The organism is Bifidobacterium sp. LH_450 (genome assembly GCF_056356715.1).
In genome coordinates, this window is record NZ_JBKEUU010000006.1 from 1 (window position 1) to 19,455 (window position 19,455).

10 protein-coding genes and 1 rRNA gene are annotated in these 19,455 nt (G+C 60.3%); 5 read left to right on the forward strand and 6 right to left on the reverse strand.

The window, feature by feature from the left end:
• A 16S ribosomal RNA gene (locus tag AC1AXT_RS08030) occupies window positions 1-592 on the reverse strand; the annotation flags it as partial.
• Window positions 593-1,228: 636 nt separating this feature from the next.
• Window positions 1,229-2,419, reverse strand: a complete 1,191-nt coding sequence (gene glf / locus AC1AXT_RS08035; RefSeq protein ID WP_476541988.1) for a UDP-galactopyranose mutase — start codon at window positions 2,417-2,419, stop codon at window positions 1,229-1,231.
• Window positions 2,420-2,555: 136 nt separating this feature from the next.
• On the opposite strand from glf, the gene AC1AXT_RS08040 reads away from it, so the two are divergent.
• The gene (locus AC1AXT_RS08040; RefSeq protein ID WP_476542101.1) at window positions 2,556-3,470 is read left to right on the forward strand and encodes a glycosyltransferase; all 915 of its coding nucleotides are present in this window, start codon (window positions 2,556-2,558) and stop codon (window positions 3,468-3,470) included.
• An 18-nt stretch (window positions 3,471-3,488) separates the two neighbouring features.
• Here the strand turns inward: AC1AXT_RS08040 and AC1AXT_RS08045 are convergent, their stop codons facing one another.
• Window positions 3,489-4,469 (reverse strand): glycosyltransferase, encoded by a 981-nt coding sequence (locus AC1AXT_RS08045; RefSeq protein WP_476541990.1) that lies wholly within the window; start codon window positions 4,467-4,469, stop codon window positions 3,489-3,491.
• A gap of 140 nt (window positions 4,470-4,609) precedes the next feature.
• Between AC1AXT_RS08045 and AC1AXT_RS08050 the strand changes: the two genes are divergently transcribed.
• The 4 genes from AC1AXT_RS08050 (at window position 4,610) to AC1AXT_RS08065 (ending at window position 13,152) form a co-directional block, all read left to right on the forward strand.
• A complete protein-coding gene (locus AC1AXT_RS08050; RefSeq protein WP_476541991.1) occupies window positions 4,610-7,474 on the forward strand; it encodes an LTA synthase family protein in 2,865 nt (954 codons plus the stop codon).
• 324 nt (window positions 7,475-7,798) lie between these two features.
• Entirely contained in the window at window positions 7,799-9,895 is a 2,097-nt protein-coding gene (locus AC1AXT_RS08055) for a glycosyltransferase (protein WP_476541993.1), read from the forward strand.
• 147 nt (window positions 9,896-10,042) lie between these two features.
• Window positions 10,043-11,509, forward strand: a complete 1,467-nt coding sequence (locus AC1AXT_RS08060) for an Ig-like domain-containing protein (protein ID WP_476541995.1) — start codon at window positions 10,043-10,045, stop codon at window positions 11,507-11,509.
• 140 nt (window positions 11,510-11,649) lie between these two features.
• Window positions 11,650-13,152, forward strand: coding sequence for a GH25 family lysozyme (locus tag AC1AXT_RS08065; protein WP_476541997.1), 1,503 nt, complete (start codon window positions 11,650-11,652; stop codon window positions 13,150-13,152).
• 186 nt (window positions 13,153-13,338) lie between these two features.
• Here the strand turns inward: AC1AXT_RS08065 and AC1AXT_RS08070 are convergent, their stop codons facing one another.
• The 3 genes from AC1AXT_RS08070 to AC1AXT_RS08080 form a co-directional block, all read right to left on the reverse strand.
• Window positions 13,339-15,252: an S-layer homology domain-containing protein gene (locus tag AC1AXT_RS08070; protein ID WP_476541998.1), complete on the reverse strand. Its 1,914-nt coding sequence runs from the start codon at window positions 15,250-15,252 to the stop codon at window positions 13,339-13,341.
• Between the two features lie 349 nt (window positions 15,253-15,601).
• Window positions 15,602-17,521, reverse strand: a complete 1,920-nt coding sequence (locus tag AC1AXT_RS08075; RefSeq protein ID WP_476542000.1) for a glycosyltransferase family protein — start codon at window positions 17,519-17,521, stop codon at window positions 15,602-15,604.
• A 31-nt stretch (window positions 17,522-17,552) separates the two neighbouring features.
• Window positions 17,553-19,421 carry a glycosyltransferase family protein gene (locus AC1AXT_RS08080; RefSeq protein ID WP_476542002.1) on the reverse strand — a complete coding sequence of 623 codons (1,869 nt, stop codon included), beginning with the start codon at window positions 19,419-19,421 and terminating at the stop codon, window positions 17,553-17,555.
• Window positions 19,422-19,455: the final 34 nt, after the last annotated feature.

The following is a 19,455-nucleotide window of genomic DNA, read 5'->3' on the forward strand; positions in this document are numbered from 1 at the left end:
AGACGCGACGGGCCGCCTACGAGCCCTTTACGCCCAATAAATCCGGATAACGCTTGCACCCTACGTATTACCGCGGCTGCTGGCACGTAGTTAGCCGGTGCTTATTCGAACACTACACTCAACCACCCAGAGGATGGCCTTGCTCGTGAACAAAAGCGGTTTACAACCCGAAGGCCTCCATCCCGCACGCGGCGTCGCTGCATCAGGCTTGCGCCCATTGTGCAATATTCCCCACTGCTGCCTCCCGTAGGAGTCTGGGCCGTATCTCAGTCCCAATGTGGCCGGTCGCCCTCTCAGGCCGGCTACCCGTCAAAGCCTTGGTGGGCCGTTGCCCCGCCAACAAGCTGATAGGACGCGACCCCATCCCACGCCGCCAAAAAGGCCTTTCCCGGACAGCCATGCAGCTGTCCGGCACATCCGGAATTACCACCCGTTTCCAGGAGCTATGCCGGTGCATGGGGCAGGTCGGTCACGCATTACTCACCCGTTCGCCACTCTCACCCGGCAGCAAGCTGCCAGGATCCCGTTCGACTTGCATGTGTTAAGCACGCCGCCAGCGTTCATCCTGAGCCAGAATCGAACCCTCCACAAAAAAACTGTGTCAGGAACCATATCGGCTCCAAAAATAAGAAATCAACCACCCAGCCAAAGGCCAGGCATTGAAGTACCGCAAGCCCTTTAAGGAAAGGGCAAGCAAAAACCCCGGCCCCCATCAACCAACCTAATGGACTCCAAACAAGGAGCGGAAGCCGGACTGGCAATCAAAAACACTCGAAAAACAATGTTATATTTATTCAAGTAGTACAGTACACGCTCTTGAGTTCTCAAACCACCACCACGCGCCAAGCCCGGAACACCGGGGCGGAACCCGCCCGGCCGGCTCAGCGGCAGCAAGAGAACAACTTACACGCCCAACGCGAAAACCGCAACCCCCAACCCCAAAACCCCTGCAAACACTGGGCTCCACGGCGTGTCGCAAAACAGCCCAAGCCAACACAAAACCCGCAGGCACACGACAGGCGGCACGCTGAAAACCCGAAAACCGCCACCCAAACCAAAGCCAGCAGCATGCCAGCCCATCCACCACCCCCCGAATCGCCATCGCCTGGCGGCTCGGCTCTCCGGCCCCCGCCAGCGGGGGCGGCCAGCATGGTAGGCGGCAGCGGGGGCAACGTGCGGAAATGAAAAACGCCCCCGGAGGGGCGTTGGAAGGTGGGATTGAAGAATCTTAGTTCTTCTTGGCCTCGAGCATCGGGGCGACTTCGTCTTCGAAAGCGGTCAGGGCCGTGTCGATGACGTTGTGCATGTCGTAGTACTTGTACGTGCCGAGGCGGCCGCCGAAGACGACGTTCGGTTCCGCTGCGGCCTTCTCGGCGTAGCGGGCGTAGAGCGCCTTGTCCTCGTCGGTGTTGATCGGGTAGTACGGCTCGTCGTCGCGCGAGGCGAAGCGGGAGTACTCTTCCCACACCACCGTCTTGTCCGGGTTCTGACGGTCGGCGCGCTCCGGGTTGAAGTTCTTGAACTCGATTGCGCGGGTGTACGGCACGTCGGCGTCGGAGAAGTTCATCACCGGGCAGCCGAAGTGGTCGCCCTCGTCGTAGCGCACTTCCTTGAAGTCGACGGTGCGCCACTTGAGGTCGCCCAGGTCGTAGTCGAAGTAGCGGTCGACCGGGCCGGTGTAGACAATCGGGACGCCGGCGGCCATCAGATCCTTCTTGTTGAACGGCTGCGACTCGTCGAAGAAGTCGGTGTTCAGCGACACATGGATGCGCGGATCGTCGATCATCTTCTCGAACCACGCGGTGTAGCCGTCGACCGGCAGGCCTTCCCACGTGTCCTTGAAGTAGCGGTTGTCGTAGTTGTAGCGCACCGGCAGGCGCTTGATGATGTCGGCCGGCAGCTCCTCCGGATCGGTCTGCCACTGCTTGGCGGTGTAGTTCTTGATGAACGCTTCGTACAGCGGGCGCCCGATCAGCTGGATGCCCTTGTCGTTGAGATTCTGCGGATCGGTGCCGGCGAGCTCGCCCGCCTGCTCCTCGATCAGCGCCTTCGCCTCGGCCGGCGTGTAGTGCGCACGGAAGAACTGGTTGATCGTGCCGAGGTTCGTCGGCAGCGGGTACACCTCGCCATCATGCGTCGCGTAGACGCGGTGGACGTAGTCGGTGAATCCGGTGAAGCGGTTGACATAGTCCCATACGCGCTTGTTGGACGTGTGGAAGAGATGCGCTCCGTACTTGTGGATTTCCGCGCCGGTCTCCTCGTCGAAATACGAATACGCATTGCCGCCGATATGGTCGCGGATGTCGATGATCTCGACGGTCGCGCCGAGCTTCTCCACCGCCTGCTGGGCGACGGTGAGGCCAAACAGGCCGGCGCCGACGATAACGAGGTCGGGATATTTCGCATCCTGAGAAGTCATGCCGCTTCCTTTCGCTTGGAATCTTCTGTGGACTGCTAGCGTTCAGTGTACCGGCAGTCTCGTAAAAGCGGCACTGGGTTACGATGGAACGGTGACGCAGACGGAACAACGAACCGAAGGACAACGCGACGGCCAGATGCCGCCGTTCTCGCTGCTGATGGCCGTATACGGGGCCAACGGCGTGCGCGAGCTCGAGCGCGCCGTACAGTCGGGAACGATCGAGCAGACGCTGCCGCCCAGCCAGCTGGTCATCGTGCGCGACGGTCCGGTTCCAGTGGAAATCCAGCGTTTTCTCGATACGCTGCAGCAAACGCTCGACGTATGGTTTTCGATTTCGGTTCCCGCGCGGCCGGCGCCGCACGTCACCGTCGTCGCGCTTGAGGAGAACGGCGGCCTCGCCCACGCGCTCAACGAAGGGCTCGGGCGCTGCGACTACGACATCGTCGCGCGCGCCGACGCCGACGACCTCTCGCAGCCGCAGCGGTTCGCCACGCAGCTTGCGCTGTTCGCGGGGCCGGACGGCGAGGCGCCGGACGTCGCCGGCAGCGCGATCCAGGAATATTCGCTTGTCGACGGCGAACGCCAGCTCGGCCAGGTCCGGCTGCTTCCCGCGGGCGGCGAGGAGCTGATGGAGTACGCGCGCATGCAGTCGCCGGTGCACCATCCGAGCGTCGTGTACCGCAAGGCGGCGGTGCTGGCCGCGGGCGGCTACCCGGAAGGCATCGGCCGGTTCGAAGACTACCTGCTGTGGGAAAAGATGATCGTCAACGGCGCGCGGTTCGCCAACGTCGCCGAACCGCTCGTGCTGTACCGCGCCGACGACGGCGCGTTCGAGCGCCGCGGTGGCCGCGCGATGCTGCGCGACGAGTGGCGGCTGCAGCGCACGTTCCGCGCCGACCGCTTCACCACCCGCTGGCAGTTCGTACGCAACGTCGCGACCCGCGCAATCTACCGCATCGTCCCCACGTCGATCCGCGAGAAGGCGTACCGGAAGGTCGTCGCGCGGCGCAATGCGACGGTCGGCCCGCACAAGCCCAAGCACCGCAAATAGCGGCGCAGGAAATCTTTTTTATTCGAGATTCGTTTCCACGCCGACGGAACGCAGGATCTCTTGCGTACGCTCCGGTGGTATTTTCCAACCATCATGCCAGCCGCGGCGCAGGCAGTCGGCGATGAGCGCGCGGTCGGAAGCGCGCAGCGCCGTCAGCACCCAGCGGCGCGCCGTTTTCGCAAGGAATTCGGCAGCTTCCAGCGGCGTGAAGACGTCGCGCGAGAAGCGCCACAGCCAGATCTTGTTGCGCACTTCGTTGTAGAAGCGGGCGCCGGGGTCGGCGTCGGAGGAGCCGAAGACCTTCGTTTTGTGTACGACGACGCTTTCGGGAATGTAGTAGCCAATGCCGTTCTTGAGCAGCGCCGTCGTGTATTCGAAATCGTCGTTCCACAGGAAGTAGGCGGCGCGCGGCAGCCGGCCGGTACCCACGATGGCGCCAGCGTTGAGCAGGCACGAAACGAACGACAGCGAGCGTACCTGGAAGCTGCCGGGCTCGCCGGCCAGCTCGCGCACGCCCTTGCGCACGAAGGTGCGCGGGCGCGGCCGGTTCATCAGGTGTTCGCGGCCGTCGGTCCACACGGCCTTCGACCCGAGCGCCGTGGGTACCAGCCCGTTCTGTTCCACACAGCGTTCGGCGGCTTCGAGTAGGCGTTCCAGCGCGGGCGGCTGCGGCACCGTGTCGTCGTCCATCAGCCACACGAACCGCTGCGTGCCGTCGAGGCTCGCGCCGTCCGGGCCGATGGCGCCCAGCCACGGTTCGATTGCCGCTGCAATGCCGGCCGCGAACCCTCCGGCGCCGCCGACGTTCCTCGGCAACTGGACGACTTCGGGATGAATCTTGTGGTATTTTGCAACCGAAACGGCACCGTCGGTACTTGCGTTGTCGATAACGAGAACGCGGTCGGCGGGACGGGTCTGCGCCGCCAGGCCATCCAGGCACTGCGCGAGCAGCTCCTCGCGGTTATACGAAACTACCACCGCCGTGACTTCAATCCGCATCCTTGCCTCCCGCCGTCTGCGCGCCAACGAAACGTTCAGCCCAACGATAATGCAACGGGCCGAGAGGTCAGCTATAGTGACTACATTTTATGGGTATCAAGAGCCGCATTGCCTAAGTTTTCAGGAAGCAGTGAGTACCTATGACCAACGCAAACGATGCCAAGAACGCCGCGCTGCCCGACGAACCGACGCCGAAGCTCGCCGATACCGACATGCCGGAACCGACGCAGGAGGAAGCGCTCGACGCAGCCGAGGAGCACGGCGCGTCGGCTTTCGAATCCGAGATTGCCGACTCCGAACGCGGCGCCGTCATCGATGAAGAATCCATTTCCGACGACGCGGAGAATCTGAACGCGGCAGCCGACAGCGTCGAAGGCAACGCCGATGCCGCCGAATGGAACGCGCCGGCGCTGGGGGCGGAAACCGAAACGGAACGCCTTGAAGACCAGCGCACCGTGCGCGACGCCGACGCCCCGGTGCCGGAACGCACGACGGTGACGATTGACGAGACGGCGCTGGAATCCGGCGACGCGGCCGCGCCGACCGCCGACGAGCTCGGCCAGACGCGCAATCCGAACATCGCCGGCGTCGTCGACGAGACGATTGAAGGCAACGGGCCCGGCACCGCGCATATCGAAGCCGCCGAAGACAACGATGCGCCGTTCAGCGACGCCGACAACCCGGCAGCCGCCGAGGAGATACGGGAGGAAGAAGGCGGTCGCCCTTTTGACGGTGCGGCTGCCGGCGAGGAACCGGCAGCCGCACCCGAGGAAGCCGACGAAGCGGCAGCCGCTTCCGCAAACGACTCGGCCGATGAAGCCTCTGCTGGCGACACGGCTGATGCTACCGTGACCGCCGCAACTGGCGTGGCGGTGAAGAAGCGCCATTTTGCGAAGATCCGCGATGGCTGGGCGCGCTACAAGAATACGAAGTTCTACCACGTATGGGAAAAGCGCATCAAGTTCTCGTACGGCGCCTATACCGTCACGGCAATCGTCGTCCTCTTCATGATGAACGCGCTGCAGGTCTGGAGCGCAGACGCGAGCGCAGAAAGCATGTACCGCGAAAGCCCCAGTTTCGGCTACCTGACCTTCTTCAAGTTCGTCATCGAGCAGGAAGCGCTGAACATGGGCGGAACCGCCGCCATCATGAACTTCTTTGCGCTCGTGCTGGTCTATGCGGTGCTCGTGTTCGTCATCAACCGTTTCTGGGTGGCGACGGGCTTGTTCGGATTGCTCTGCATCGTCATGGGCACCGCGAACCGCATCAAGCTTGCCGTACGCAACGAACCGGTGCTGCCCAGCGACCTTGATTTCTTCTCGGCCGGCGCAGGCGGATCGATTCTCAGCTTCATTCCGGAGAACATGCAGCCGCTGCTTCACGCAGCCGTATTCAATGCCGTTTTCTGGGTGATCATCTGCTTCGTGCTGCAGTTCGTGGACAAGCGCCGCGCGCTGATCTGGTGTTCGTGGCGCCATCCTATCCGCAACGCGAAGAACATCATTGGCAATATCTTCCGCATCCTTGCAGCCGTGCTCAGCGTGGTGGTCATCATCAACTACGCTTCCGGGCTCGCCGACCCCGATTCGAAGGTCCGCGAGTTCACCGACGAGTACGGCTACTCGCCGAAGCTATGGGATGTCGCCAGTGACGCCCGTTCCAACGGCACGCTGTCCACGTTCCTTTCACTGGTCAAGGTCAACGCGATGGATACGCCGGACGACTACAGCAAGACGGCGATGACGGCACTGTATGACAAGTACGCGAAGGAAGCAGACGCCATCAACGAGCAGCGGTCCTCCACGCTGACCGACAATACGGTGATCTTTGTGCTGAGTGAATCGTTCTCGGATCCGACGCGCGTCCCGGGCGTCTCCTTCTCGACCGATCCGATTCCGTATATCCGCAGCCTGAGCGATACCGCATCCAAGGGAGTCATGCTGGCGCCGACGTACGGTGGCGGTACGGCGAACATCGAGTTCATGCAGATGACCGGCATGAGCCTGACGAATTTCAACGCGTCGCTGCTTTCCCCGTACCAGCAGCTCGTGCCCACGCGTCCGCAGTTCTATTCGTTCAACCAGATGTGGAACGAAGCATGCGGATCCGACAAGTGTTCGATTGCGTACCATCCGTATTACCAGAGCCTCTATCTGCGCAACGTCAACTACAAGAAGTTCGGCTTCTCGAACCTGCGCACGCTGGATTCTGCGAAGGACCCGCTGGAGAACACCGGGCATATCGACCGCAACGGACTCGTCAGTGATGAGCAGTCCTATCAGGACGTCATCGACGGGCTGAAGTCGACGTCGCTCGACGAGAACCAGTTCATCGAGCTGCTCACCATCCAGAACCATATGCCGTACTCCGACTGGTACGACAACAACCAGTTCAAGGGCGATGGCGACACGTCGACCGGCGTGACGGATGACGAGAAGGTAGCGATTGAGACGTATGCCAAGGGCATCAGCTACACCGATGAGGCCACAGCAAACTTCCTCAACGAACTGAACGGCATCGATAAGCCGATTACCGTCGTGTTCTACGGAGATCATCTGCCTGGCGTCTACTCGTCCGCTTCGGCGAACGAGGACAATGACCTACTGCTGCACGAAACCGACTACTTCATCTGGTCGAACGACGCGACGACTTCGGGCGTCAAGCAGCTGCCGGCATCCGATTCGGCGTATACGTCGCCGAACTACTTCATGGCGCAGGCCACGCAGCAGCTGGATGCCAAGGTCTCCCCATACCTGGCGTTGCTCACCGAACTCCATGAGGAGGTGCCCGCGCTTGCCCGCATCGCCGTCAACCAGTCCCAGTGGGATGTGTCCGACGACGTGACCGTGCTGGATTCGTCCGGCAATGTGGTCCCCGACAACGAATTGTCCGACAAGGCCAAGTCGCTGCTGAAAGACTACAAGCTCATCCAGTACGACATGGCCTGCGGCAACAACTACCTGGAGGACATGGGCTTCACCTCCCTCAACTACAAGAACCAGTAAGCCGGCCGCACCGTGTTCTCTCTTCTACGTTCCAGACGCTGACAAGGCTTGGCCGACTGGAACGTAGAAGGCCTGATACGTTCCAGTCGGCCACATGGCCCTAGCGACTGGAACGTAGACGCCCATATACGTTTCAGTCGCTGACAGCCCCTCACCGACTGGAATGTAGAAGACCTGATACGTTTCAGTCGGTGGCGAGGCCTGAGCGACTGGAACGTAGAACCTGTTCCACATTCCAGTCGGTGAGGGGCTTTCAGCGTCTGGAATGTGGCTATCCCTCTACGTTCCAGACGGTAGGGGCCGTGGCGATTACACTGGTGGGTTATGGCACAGACGCGAAAGAATACAACGGCATCCAAGGCAAGCGCCCCCCACGAGCAGCAATGGGAGGTCGTGAACCGCGTAGTCTACCCAGTGCGCGACGCCGACCTGACGATGCCGCTGTACGTCATCGAATGGACGCGCCCCCATTTGACCGACGCCGTGATGGATCCACATGTCAATCGGCTGGGACTGGATTTCAGCACGATGAACAAAACGGATTTCCAGCATCTGGTGAACGAAGGCATCGATCAGCATGCCAATACGTCATCGCGCGACGTTTTTTCCGTCGACGACCGCGTGACGCTGACCGTTCACCCTGGACGCCACGTTACGCTTTCCACGTTCTTCAATGCCTTCCCGGCAAGCTACTGGCGGCGCTGGACCGCGGTTTCGGCCGTACGGTTCATCGCTGAAGTCAACGGCAAGGGCGCCATCACCCTGTTCCGTTCAACCGGCCGTGGCCTGTTCGCCCCTGCAGCGACCGTCGATATAGATACCACTGCAGCCGGCAAGCCGCAAACCATTGCCGTCGACCTTGACATGAAGGGGCTCGTCGATGGTGGCTATTTCTGGTTCGATGCCAACGCCGATGACGACAATGGCCTGACCATCGCCAACGCCGCATGGAGCGTTCCCGTTTCCGAACGCATATTCCACGGCACCAGCGGCGACGACGGGCAGCAGACGTCGCTGTCCATTGCCATCACGACTTTCAACCGTCCTTCCTACGCCCATAACCAGATCAAGGCGATGGCGGCAGAACCGGAACTGCGCAAGCGGCTGGACACCATCTACCTGACCGATCAGGGCACCGATCTCGTACGCAACCAGCCGGGATTCGACGATACCGCTAATGAACTCGGGCCCCAGCTGACGTATATCCGCCAAGCCAATCTCGGCGGTTCCGGCGGCTTCTCGCGCGGCATGTACGAAACGGTCAATGCCGGCAAGTCGGCGTACACGCTGCTGCTCGACGACGACGCGATTTCGGAACCAGAAGCAATCCTGCGCGCCGTCCAGTTCGCCGACTACTGCCGGAAACCGACAATCGTCGGCGGCGGCATGCTGCATCTCGACAACCGCACGATGCTGTATTCAGCGGGCGAAAGCTTCAATTTCAAGACGTTCGTCATCGACCCCGCCGGCGGCCTGCCATATAACCACGATTTCGCCACGGCACCGCTGCGTGATTCGCCGGAGCTGCATCGCCGCATCGACGTCAACTTCAATGCCTGGTGGATGTGCCTGGTGCCGACGGCAGTCATTAAGGAAATAGGCTTGGCGATGCCGGTGTTCATCAAATACGACGACATCGAGTTCGGCTTGCGTGCCGGCGAACATGGGTTCAACACGGTATGCCTGCCAGGCGTCGCCGTCTGGCATCAGGCTTGGCATGACAAGGACCCGGGGCGCAATTGGGAGGAGTACTTCAACCAGCGCAACCGTTGGATCTGCGCGTTGCTCCATGCGCCCAAGCCATCATGGCATGTGCCCTACCAGCAGATGTACGGCGACATGGCGGCCGGCCTGCGGCTGGTCTATTCGGCGGTTCACCTGCGCCATCTGGCGTTGCGCGACGTCATGCGCGGCCCCGAAAACATCGTGAAGACGATGCCGACGCAGCTTGCTGAAGTGCGGCGCGAACGCAGCCAGTTCACCGATGCACAAGCAAAGCCGCGCCTTGATGATTTCCCCGCGCCGCAGCATGAATTCGTCGACGTCGCCAAACCGCGCCCCGCTGCCCAAGTAGCCAAGGAAGGCGTACGCTCGATTCTCAAGGCGTTGGCATCCCGCGCCGACGGCACGAAGGACACCCAGCCTGAAGTCGCCATTCCGGCAAAGGACGCTGTCTGGGAATCGTTCAACGGAGTCAACTCGGCCCTCGTCACCACCCCTGATGGCAATGGCGTGGCCTGGTTCCGCCGCGACAGCAAGCTCTTCCGGGAACAGACGCGCCGCGGGCTCATCCAGTCGAAGGCGCTCATGGACCGGTGGGACGAGCTCAGCCAGCAATACAAGGACTACGACCTGCCAAGTTTCGATGTCTGGAAGCGCATCTTCACGTCGGACGTGGCCAAACCTCAGAACGAAGGATAGCACCCCGCAGAAGGCATCCATAGTCTTCCCCAGCAGCGTATGGCATACGGCGGGTCATCCGCCTCTCATACGTTACGCTGAAAGGAAAAGTTTAGTCAACGGCGACTTGAACAGAAGGGGAAGATTATCATGTCATGTCTTTCTATAATGCAGAGTCATCACCGGCGCCTTCCGGCATTGGTGGCTGCCACGGCAGCCACCTTGCTGGCCCTCGGGCCAGCGGTATCGGCGCAAGCCGCCGATACCAATGCCTGCGGGGTACAACAGTCCACAACGGCATACGAAACACGGGCCATATACGAGGAAGTCCCGATCTACGAGGAAGTCCCCGTCTACGAGACGCGCGATGTCTACGTGGACCAGCCGGTCTACGTGGAAGTCCCCGTCTACGAGACGCGCGATGTCGTAGAGACGGTTGAAGTCAAGGAAATCGTAGTCCGCTACCGCAATATGGATGATCCCGACGACATCGTGTACTTCACGGAAGTGTATCGCAATGGCGTCATGGTCAATCAGGCGGAATATGACGCTTTCGTCCTCTCGCACATGGAATACAGCGTAAGGGAAGTGTCGACGAATACGTACTACGAGACGGTAGTGGTCGGTACGGAGACGGTGCAGGTGGGCACGGAGTCGGTGTTCTCGCATTACGAGCAGGTGTATGCGGGCACGGAGACCGTGCAGACCGGTACGCAGACGGTGCAGACGGGTACTCAGCTGGTGCAGACGGGCACCGAAACAGTAGCGGTACCAGCGACCCGAACCGTTTCGATAACGGGTACCGGGCTGACCGGATGCTCCCTAACGCTTGCGGAAGGCTCGGCAACCCAGCTCAAAGCCTCTATTACAGCTCCTGACGGGCGCAGCACATCAGCAACGTGGTCAAGTTCCAACAACGCAATCGCCTCCGTCTCTTCCACTGGCAAAGTCACCGGCATAGCCCTTGGTTCGACGACACTGACCGTGAAAAACGATTGGTTTTCCAAGACCATCAACGTAACGGTGACCTTTGAGGACATCGACCCCACCAACGAATCGCTGCATGGACCGGACGTGCAATGGCTTGGCGAAACGGGGATTTCCGAGGGATGGCTCGTGTCAGGCAAACGGTATTTCAAGGGCATGGAAACGGTGAAGAGGCAGGACATGGCCGCCTTCCTCCGACGCGTTGCCACTCGAAACAATGTCGCCGACTCTGCCAGCTGGACACCTTCTTCACGGGATTGGCAGACGTTCAGGGATGTCACGAAAGACACTCCACACGCCGAAGACATCCTATGGCTAGCGCACGCGGGCATTTCGGAAGGCTGGACGGAACGTGACGGCACGAGGACGTTCCGCGGCATGGATTCCGTGAAGAGGCAGGACATGGCCGCCTTTCTCCATCGCCTCGCAGCCAAAGCCAATGCAACCGGAAAGAGCAGTGCGTCAGTTGCATTCGCCGACGTAGACTCCTCTACGCCCCACGCCGAGGACATTGCATGGCTTGCATCGGCTGGCATTTCCACTGGCTGGACCGAAAACGACGGGACAAGGACGTTCCGCGGCATGAGCCCGGTCGTACGCCAAGACATGGCTGCCTTCCTCCATCGGCTTTCCAATCTTCTTTCCTAATCGAAACGAAACCGCGCATCATCTCGGAAGCCGCAGCAAGAGCAGCCCTCGTATAGCGAAGCGCGAAAGAATGTCTAGTTTTGCGGACAACGCGAGCGCACGCCGCTAAACTACAAGGAATCCAAAGAAAGGCGAGAATCATGAACCGCCATACCCGCCACTACAGCAACCGCTCCCTCGTCGCCTTTGCAGGATCGCTGCTGGCCCTTGCGATGGCGCTCGTTTGCTTTGCACCGGTACCGGCCAAAGCAAACGAGAACACCGTCACGCCGGCGCCAGGAAGCCAAGTGAACCCGGAGAACATGTGGAACAGTTCAACTTCTTCCTCGTCGCGGATGAAGGCGCAGAACGGCTTGAACAGCCTCGACAGCCAGTCATTGGGAGCAACGGCCGCTTCGGTAACCTGGGGTACCTCCTCCAATGGCAAGGTCATCACTGATGGCAACGGCACCGTCTGGGCGGACCCGGCGATGAAGGTCATCGACGTTTCCGAACATCAGGGCACCATCGACTGGAAGAAGGTGAAGGCCAACGGCATCGATGCTGCCATCATCCGCATCGGCTACGGCAACGGCACCGAAGACAAGCAGCTGAAAGCCAACCTTTCCGGAGCCGCAGCCGCCGGCATGAAAATCGGCGTCTATCTCTATAGCTATGCCGACACCACGCAGCTGGGCAAGGAAGAAGCGAATTTCGTTGCCAATACGCTGGAAAAGTACGGCGTCACCTCGCGGCTACTGCCAATCTTCTACGATCTCGAAGACTGGAACAGCTGGAAGGACGATAGTGGCGCTACCCATTCCTACCCGAAGACTTCCGCAGCGTTCACGCCGATCGTCAACGCGTTCTTCACGACGCTGGCGAACCGAGGCTACAGCGACGTCAATATCTACACCTACCGCACCTTCGCCAACCAACGGCTCAATACGGCGGCGCTGCAATCCAAAATCTCCTGGATCGCCGAATACAACCCGACGACCGCCTATACGTTCCCGAACTACAGCGGCGGCCGCGGCTGGCAGTACACGAGTTCCGCAACGGTAGCGGGCATTTCCGGATCCGTTGACATGAGCGGCTTCGACGAGTTCATATTCAGCGACGTCAACGCCCGCAGCACGCCGCACTTCGCCGACATCAAGTGGCTTGCGCAGCAGGGCATTACGACCGGCTTCGACGACGGTTCCTTCCATCCGCGCTCCGGCGTGCAGCGCGCCGACATGGCCGCGTTCCTCTACCGTTTAAAGGGATCGCCGTCGTTCACGCCTACGGCAGCGCAGAAAACGCGGTTCAGCGACGTTACGGCGAAAACAGCCCACTACAACGAGATTTGGTGGCTCGCTTCTACCGGCATCACCACCGGCTACGACGATGGCACGTTCCGCCCGACATCCGTCATTATCCGGCAGGATATGGCAGCATTCCTCTACCGCATCGCCGGTTCGCCGGACTATACGCCGAGCGCGGCCGTGAAAGAGAAGTTCAGCGACGTGACCGAGTCGACGCCGCACGCCAAGGAAATCTGGTGGTGCGCCGAGAACGGCATCGCCAATGGCTATGACGACGGCACGTTCGCGCCGACGGCCACGATTATCCGCCAGGACATGGCGGCGTTCCTGCACCGCATTTCCAGCCTGGTTTCCTGAGTGCGGCTAGGCGACGCAAAGGCCCGGCGCTTCGTTTGTACCGAAGCGCCGGGCCTTTTCATTCTTGCTATTACGCCATTTATAACAATTATAAAAGTTATAAACAATTATAAACGGCACCCGAAGGACCCTCGCTTGCCGGTGAAGCGCAGGCCCTTCGTTGTGCTGGCGTAAATCGCTCGCCAGTTAGGCGAGGTTGTAGAGCCGATGGAGGAAAGCGGCCATGTCCTGACGGTAGGTGGTGGTCATGCCTTCGAACGTCGTCACGCCGTTCTTCGTGTACCCGGTGGTGACGCCGGCATGCGCCAGCCACAGCACATCCTCGGCATGGCCGCCCGCATCGGACGCCTTCGCCACGTCAGCGAACTTCTTCCAGTCGCTCGCGGAAGGCGACCAGCTCCCCGAATCGCTAATGCCGCCATATTTGGCCAGCCTGCGCAGGAACGCCGCCATGTCCTGGCGATAGACCGGCGTGGTGCCTTCGAACGTCGTCACGCCGTTCTTCGTGTAGCCCTTGGCGACGCCGGCATGCGCCAGCCACAGCACATCCTCGGCATGGCCGCCGGCATCGGATGCCTTCGTTACGTCGGCGAAGACCTTCCAGTCGGAAGCCGATGGCTTCCACGTCGCCGCATCGCCGATGTTGAGCGAAACAGCCAGCCTACGCAGGAACGCTGCCATGTCCTGACGCACCACGCTCTTGCCTACGCCGAAGGAACCATTCGCGTAGCCGGTGGTAATGCCGAGATCAGCCAGCCAGGAGATGTCGGCGGCATGGGGCGTCGTAGACGTCACGTCCCAGAACGGGTACATCTCGGTCTTCCAGCCGGCCGCCGCGCGCCGCTCCCAGATGATCTTCTTGGCCGCCGGGTCGGTAATTGTCGTAACCGTACCGTGACGAGGGCCGTCGCCCTTGATGTTGTTCTTCTTGCTGACCGTCATCGACTTGCCGCTGGACGTCGTCGCCTGGACGATCTGGGCGCCGCTGAACGACGTCATCGACGTGCCGATCTGCACGTTCGTGCCGGTCCGATAATACGGCGACCGCACGTGCGAGTCCGGAGTCCAGTTGCCGAGTTCGTCGGTGTAGAAATAGTAGCGTCCGTTGAGCTTTGTCATCGATGGCGCTTCATAGCCGGTCAGCACGTTCTTGTTGACCGCCGTCCAGGCCGACTTGGTCCCGACCTTCGACAGGGCGGCGTCCGTGGAGTAGATTTCGTTGGTCACGCCATCACGCTTGATGGATAGGTAGGCCTTGCCGTTCTCGAAATACCACGATCCGTCAATGCGGTTGCTGCTGCTGACAGGCAGCTCGATTTTCGTCGCCGTCTGCGCATTGACGGTGTAGTTGTTGATCTTCGCATTGACGGACGGATCGTTCGTCGCCTTGATCGAGTCGATGATGACGAGATACGGGTACATCGTGTCCTTCTCGGGCTGCCCGTGGAAGTCGCCGTAACGGCCGAGCGAGACGGCGACGGCGATCTTGCCGTTCGGCATGACGGCCCAGTCGGCTGCGACGGCGTCGAACTGCGTGCCGCTGCCATTCGACTGCACATTGGCCGGCACGTTGATCTTCACCTGCTTCTGGTCGGACCAATGCACGAGATCCTTCGAGTTCGTCATGACCAGCCGCAGCGTATGGTCGTCGCCGCTGTTGGATTCGTTTGCCAGCATCCAGAAATACCCGTCATAGTAGATGATGCTCGGGCATGTGAACGAATACAGGTTCCACGAACGTCCGTCTGCCATGGAACCGACTGCGCGATTGTCGTTCTCCACCGTCGGATAGAGATTCGTGAATGCCTCGCTGATCTTCTCCATATGCACGCCGTCCATCGATACATAGATGGAGTCGGTGGTGTCATAGGCGCTATTGGTGAAAACGCCCAGCATGATGTCGGGGTATTCGTCGGCAGCCTGCGCCGTATCGGCGGTCAGGCCAGTCCAGTCGAGCGTGGAGTGCAGCAGTGCGCTGCTGGAAACGCCCATGCCAAGGATGGCGGCAATGGATGCCAGCGCCGTGCACAGCGCAGTAATCGGACGCCAGAAGCGCCAGCGACTGGTTTGATTTGCATAATGATGGGAATGGGAGTCCATGGTAGTGCCCCTTCTGCTCTGTTGTTCCGTTCTTCCCTTTCGGCATGGATGGCGCCCGGCTACGCTGTCGGACGCGGCATCCAGCCTCATGGCGTCCACTGTAACGCCGAATTACTGCCATCGTCAATCAAGCCTTGCTTGTCGAATGAGGTATTCCATGAGAGGAAAGCGGCTAGGGCGAAAGACCAAAAGCCGCGCAGCTTGCCCGAATCTATGGTTTGCAGAAATCGCCCCTGCAGATAGACCAAAGGCCCGCGGAGCTTGCACTCTGTGGGCCTTGCAATATCCCGTCTGTACCGTGGCATGGCGCTCGGCGACAGGAACGGGAACGGGAAACGAAACCGCTCTGTCAGTCCATGTCGAGATAGTCGCGCCAGAACTCCATGGACGTCACCGTTGGTTTCGCGGCGCGGTATTCGTTTTCGAGACGTTCGCGGTTGGCACGATAGTACTTGATGTCGCGCTTGAGGCGGTTCACGACTTCCTTATAGCGCGCAGGATCCTTCGTGCGGATGGCACCGCGGTGGGTGAACCAGTCGACGAGGACCAGCTTGCGCTTGGCGTGGATGAGTCCGGCCGGGTACGCCCAGCCGACGAACGGGATGACGGCATAGCCATTACCGGGGGAAACGCGGATCTTCTGGCCATTGTCGGTCAGTTCGTCATATTGGATTTCCTTCTTCGAACGTTCGCGGTCGGCGTCGATGATCTGCCGGTCAAGCTTGGACAGATCAAGGCCGATGAGCTCGGGATCAGCGTCGATCTGCTTCTGCAGCTCGTCGAATCCATAGATCTTTTCCTGCGCCTTGTTGGCGGCCATGAAACTCTTCTCGGCCTGCCCCTTCTTCATGAAGAATTTGGGACCCTTGAGGAAATCCTCGAAGCCGTCAAGCACAAGCGACGCATTTTCGTAGCCGAACTTGCGCAACTCAAGCTGCACGATGTCCTGGATCTGCTTGACGAAGTCTACGTCGGCGAACACGCCGGTCGTCGCCTGCGCAATCATCGGATTGCGCGTGGCCTGATAGCGTTCGACGGCCGGATTGTAGCGTTCATAGAATGGCAGGTGCCAGACGCACAGGCTGTTCATCGTAATGAATTCACGGGGTTCACGCGAACCGTATTCAGCGTCGTCGTGGCGGATGAACAGCGGCAACGGCAGCCCTTGGCGCCGGATGACGTCGGTCGGAATGCAGCAGTACCACCAGGCGGCATAGTGGTTCTTCTCCATGAAGTCCTGCAACCGGAAGATCTCGCCGTACACGACATCCTCGAACTTCTCAAGATGCAGCGGCGGCTTGACGGCGTTGCAGAAGCCGGCTTCGCTGACGAAACCGGTATCCTCCCACTGCTCCTCGCCGCTTTCATAATTAAGCATGGCACCGGAAATCATCGCGTCGTAATGCTCCGGCGTAAGGATGCGCAGCAGGTTGAACGTGCGCTTAATGGATTCCGGAGAGACGCTGATGTCATCGTCCATGACAAGGACATGGGTAGCGGGAGGCTCCTGATCGAGCGCGGCGATCATGCCGCGGGTAAAGCCGCCGGCGCCGCCAACGTTCTGGTTGGGGATGATGGTCACGCGATCGGTGTCGAGCGCCTGGGCATCCAGCGTGCGGCCGTTGTCGACGACGTAGTAATGCATGTGTTCGGCAATCGGCTCGCCGGAACCGAAAATCTCACGGTTGATCAGGTCGATATTCGCCGTGATGAAGCGTTCCTTCTTGAACGTCGTCGTTGCTACGGCGAGCTCGATGTCACGTGGCGCTTCAGTCAATTCGAGATCGTAGTAGGCGTTGCGCAACAGGACATCGCGCTGGCCGCTCGGGTCATCGGCGCCGGCGCTGCCGGCATGGATACAGAATGCGGTGATGACCATGTCGTCATCGAAGCGGATCGGCATCGTCACCTCATGCCAGTCCTCGCTGGCATCGACATGCATGAGCGTGCCCGGAACAGCCTCGGCATGCAGCGACAGCTTCTTGCCGCACATCTGTTCGATGTCGAATGCCCCGCCCTTCACCTGCAGGTGCAGAACGGCGCCGGTCGCGGACGTCAGGCCACGCAGCTTGACGACCGAAAGGGCGTTGAAATACGTCGTGAAGTCGAAGTCGCCACCGGCAACCAGTCGCCATACGGCGCTGCCGCCGTCATTGTCGCGACGGTCCCGCTCCACCAGCCGGGTGGAACGGCACGTCATTGCCGGGTACATCGTCGCGCAGGCACCGGCATCCAGCACGATGTCCGCGAACTTCATCGAAGTGGTCATCATCCGTCCTTTCGGTGTTTTCCGTCGACTTTCAGTCCATGTCCAGATACTGCTTCCAGAACTCCACCGACGTGAGTTCCGGACGGGCAGCGGCGTATTCGCGGTGCAGCCGGTCAGCATGCTGCTTGTAGTACTTCAGGTCACGGGCGTAGCGCTTCTTGATCTGCTCGTAGCGCTTGACGTCCTTCTTGCGGATGGCGCCCTTGCGGTTGTACCAGTCAACGACGATCAGCGTATCCTTGCCGCGGATGGAGCCAGCCGGGTACAGCCAGCCGGCTTCCGGGATAACGGCATAGCCGGCACCCGGGGTCTTGAGGAAACGCTGGCCGTTGTCGGTCACGAAATCGGAAATGCGTTCCGGAATGGAACGGCGCTCGTCGGCGTCGATAATCTGGCGGTTGAGCTGGGCGAGGCTGAAGCCGGCAAGCTCCGGATCCGCGTTGATCTGCTCCTGCAGTTCCTTGAAACCATACAGCTTTTCCTTGTGCTTGTTGGCATCCATGAAGCTCTTCTCAGCCTGCCCCTTCGCTCCGATGAAGCGCGGGCCGCGCAGGAAGTCCTCGAACGCGTCCAGGCACAGTTCGGCATTGTCGTAGCCGAACTTTTTGAGCTCCAGCCGGACATTGTGCTGGAGTTCATGCATGAAGTCGGAGTCCGGCGCAAAGCCGGTAGTCGCCTGCGCAATCATCGTATTGCGGGTGGTCTGGTAACGCTCGACGGCCGCATTGTAGCGCTCATGGAAGCTCATATGCCATACGCACAGGCTGTTCATCGTAATGAACTCGGTGCCACAGCGCACGCCGTACTCGGCATCGTCGCAGCGGACGAAGAACGGCAGCGGCAAGCCGTTCTTTTCAATGACGTCAATCGGGATGCAGCAGTACCACCATGCGGCATAGCGGTACTTCATGATTTTGGACGGCCGGTACAGCTCGTTGTAGATAAGGTCCTCGAACTTCGTCAGGCGCAGCGGCGGCTTCGCCGGAGCGAATGCGCCCTCCGGCGTCATGAAGCCGGTATCCTCCCACTGGTCCTCGCCGATTTCGTAGTTGAGCATCGCACCGGAAATCATCGCGTCCTGGTACTTCGGCTTAAGGATGCGCAGCAGGTTGTAGGTACGCTTGATGGACTCAGGCGAGACGGCGACGTCGTCATCCATCAGCAGGATGTTCGTGGCCTTCGGCTTCTGCTCCATCGCCATGATCATGCCGCGGGTAAAGCCGCCGGCACCGCCGACGTTGTCGTTCGGAATGACATGGATGTGCTTGGAATCCAATGCCTTGACGTCCAGCGTGCGGCCGTTGTCGACGACATACATGTTGAAGTGTTTCGCAATGTCATCGTCCGAATCAAGGATGTACTGCTTCACCAGGTTGATGTTGTTGATGATGAAGCTTTCCTTCTTGAACGTCGTCGTCGACAGCGCCAGCTCGACGTCGCGGGGATCCTCGGCAAGCTCCAGCTCGTAATAGCCGTTGCGAATCTCCACTTTGCCATCGGTCTCGATCTGGAAGCCGACCAGCACCATGTCATCCTCGACCTTGAGGTCAAGGTCCACGCTCTGCCACTTGCTGCTGGCAGGCACGTCCGCCGACACGGAGTCCACCACGGCGGCGCTCGACGAGAAGGCATCGCCCATCGTCTGCTGGACACGGGCGGCCGCTCCACGCAGCTCGATATGGAGCCGGTAGGCCGTAGCCGTCGTGTATTCGTTCAGCTTCATGACGGACAGCGAATTGAAATAGGTCGTGAAATCATAGGTGCCCGCTTCGCACAGGGTCGCCGCGCCGGTCTCCTTGTCGTACAGCGTCTGGCCGGATGCACGGTAGAACAGTGCGGGATAGTTGAACGCGCGCGGATTGATTTCCAACAGGACGTTGGCAAACTTCATAGTCGGCATGGGTACCTCATCAAATATAACGGTTTCGGCAAAC

What these genes read in the sequence shown, in the direction of transcription:
- glf (WP_476541988.1), bottom strand. Translation starts at nt 2,419, where the DNA reads ATGACTTCTCAGGATGCGAAATATCCCGACCTCGTTATCGTCGGCGCC.
- AC1AXT_RS08040 (WP_476542101.1), top strand. Translation starts at nt 2,556, where the DNA reads ATGCCGCCGTTCTCGCTGCTGATGGCCGTATACGGGGCCAACGGCGTG.
- AC1AXT_RS08045 (WP_476541990.1), bottom strand. Translation starts at nt 4,469, where the DNA reads ATGCGGATTGAAGTCACGGCGGTGGTAGTTTCGTATAACCGCGAGGAG.
- AC1AXT_RS08050 (WP_476541991.1), top strand. Translation starts at nt 4,610, where the DNA reads ATGACCAACGCAAACGATGCCAAGAACGCCGCGCTGCCCGACGAACCG.
- AC1AXT_RS08055 (WP_476541993.1), top strand. Translation starts at nt 7,799, where the DNA reads ATGGCACAGACGCGAAAGAATACAACGGCATCCAAGGCAAGCGCCCCC.
- AC1AXT_RS08060 (WP_476541995.1), top strand. Translation starts at nt 10,043, where the DNA reads ATGCAGAGTCATCACCGGCGCCTTCCGGCATTGGTGGCTGCCACGGCA.
- AC1AXT_RS08065 (WP_476541997.1), top strand. Translation starts at nt 11,650, where the DNA reads ATGAACCGCCATACCCGCCACTACAGCAACCGCTCCCTCGTCGCCTTT.
- AC1AXT_RS08070 (WP_476541998.1), bottom strand. Translation starts at nt 15,252, where the DNA reads ATGGACTCCCATTCCCATCATTATGCAAATCAAACCAGTCGCTGGCGC.
- AC1AXT_RS08075 (WP_476542000.1), bottom strand. Translation starts at nt 17,521, where the DNA reads ATGACCACTTCGATGAAGTTCGCGGACATCGTGCTGGATGCCGGTGCC.
- AC1AXT_RS08080 (WP_476542002.1), bottom strand. Translation starts at nt 19,421, where the DNA reads ATGCCGACTATGAAGTTTGCCAACGTCCTGTTGGAAATCAATCCGCGC.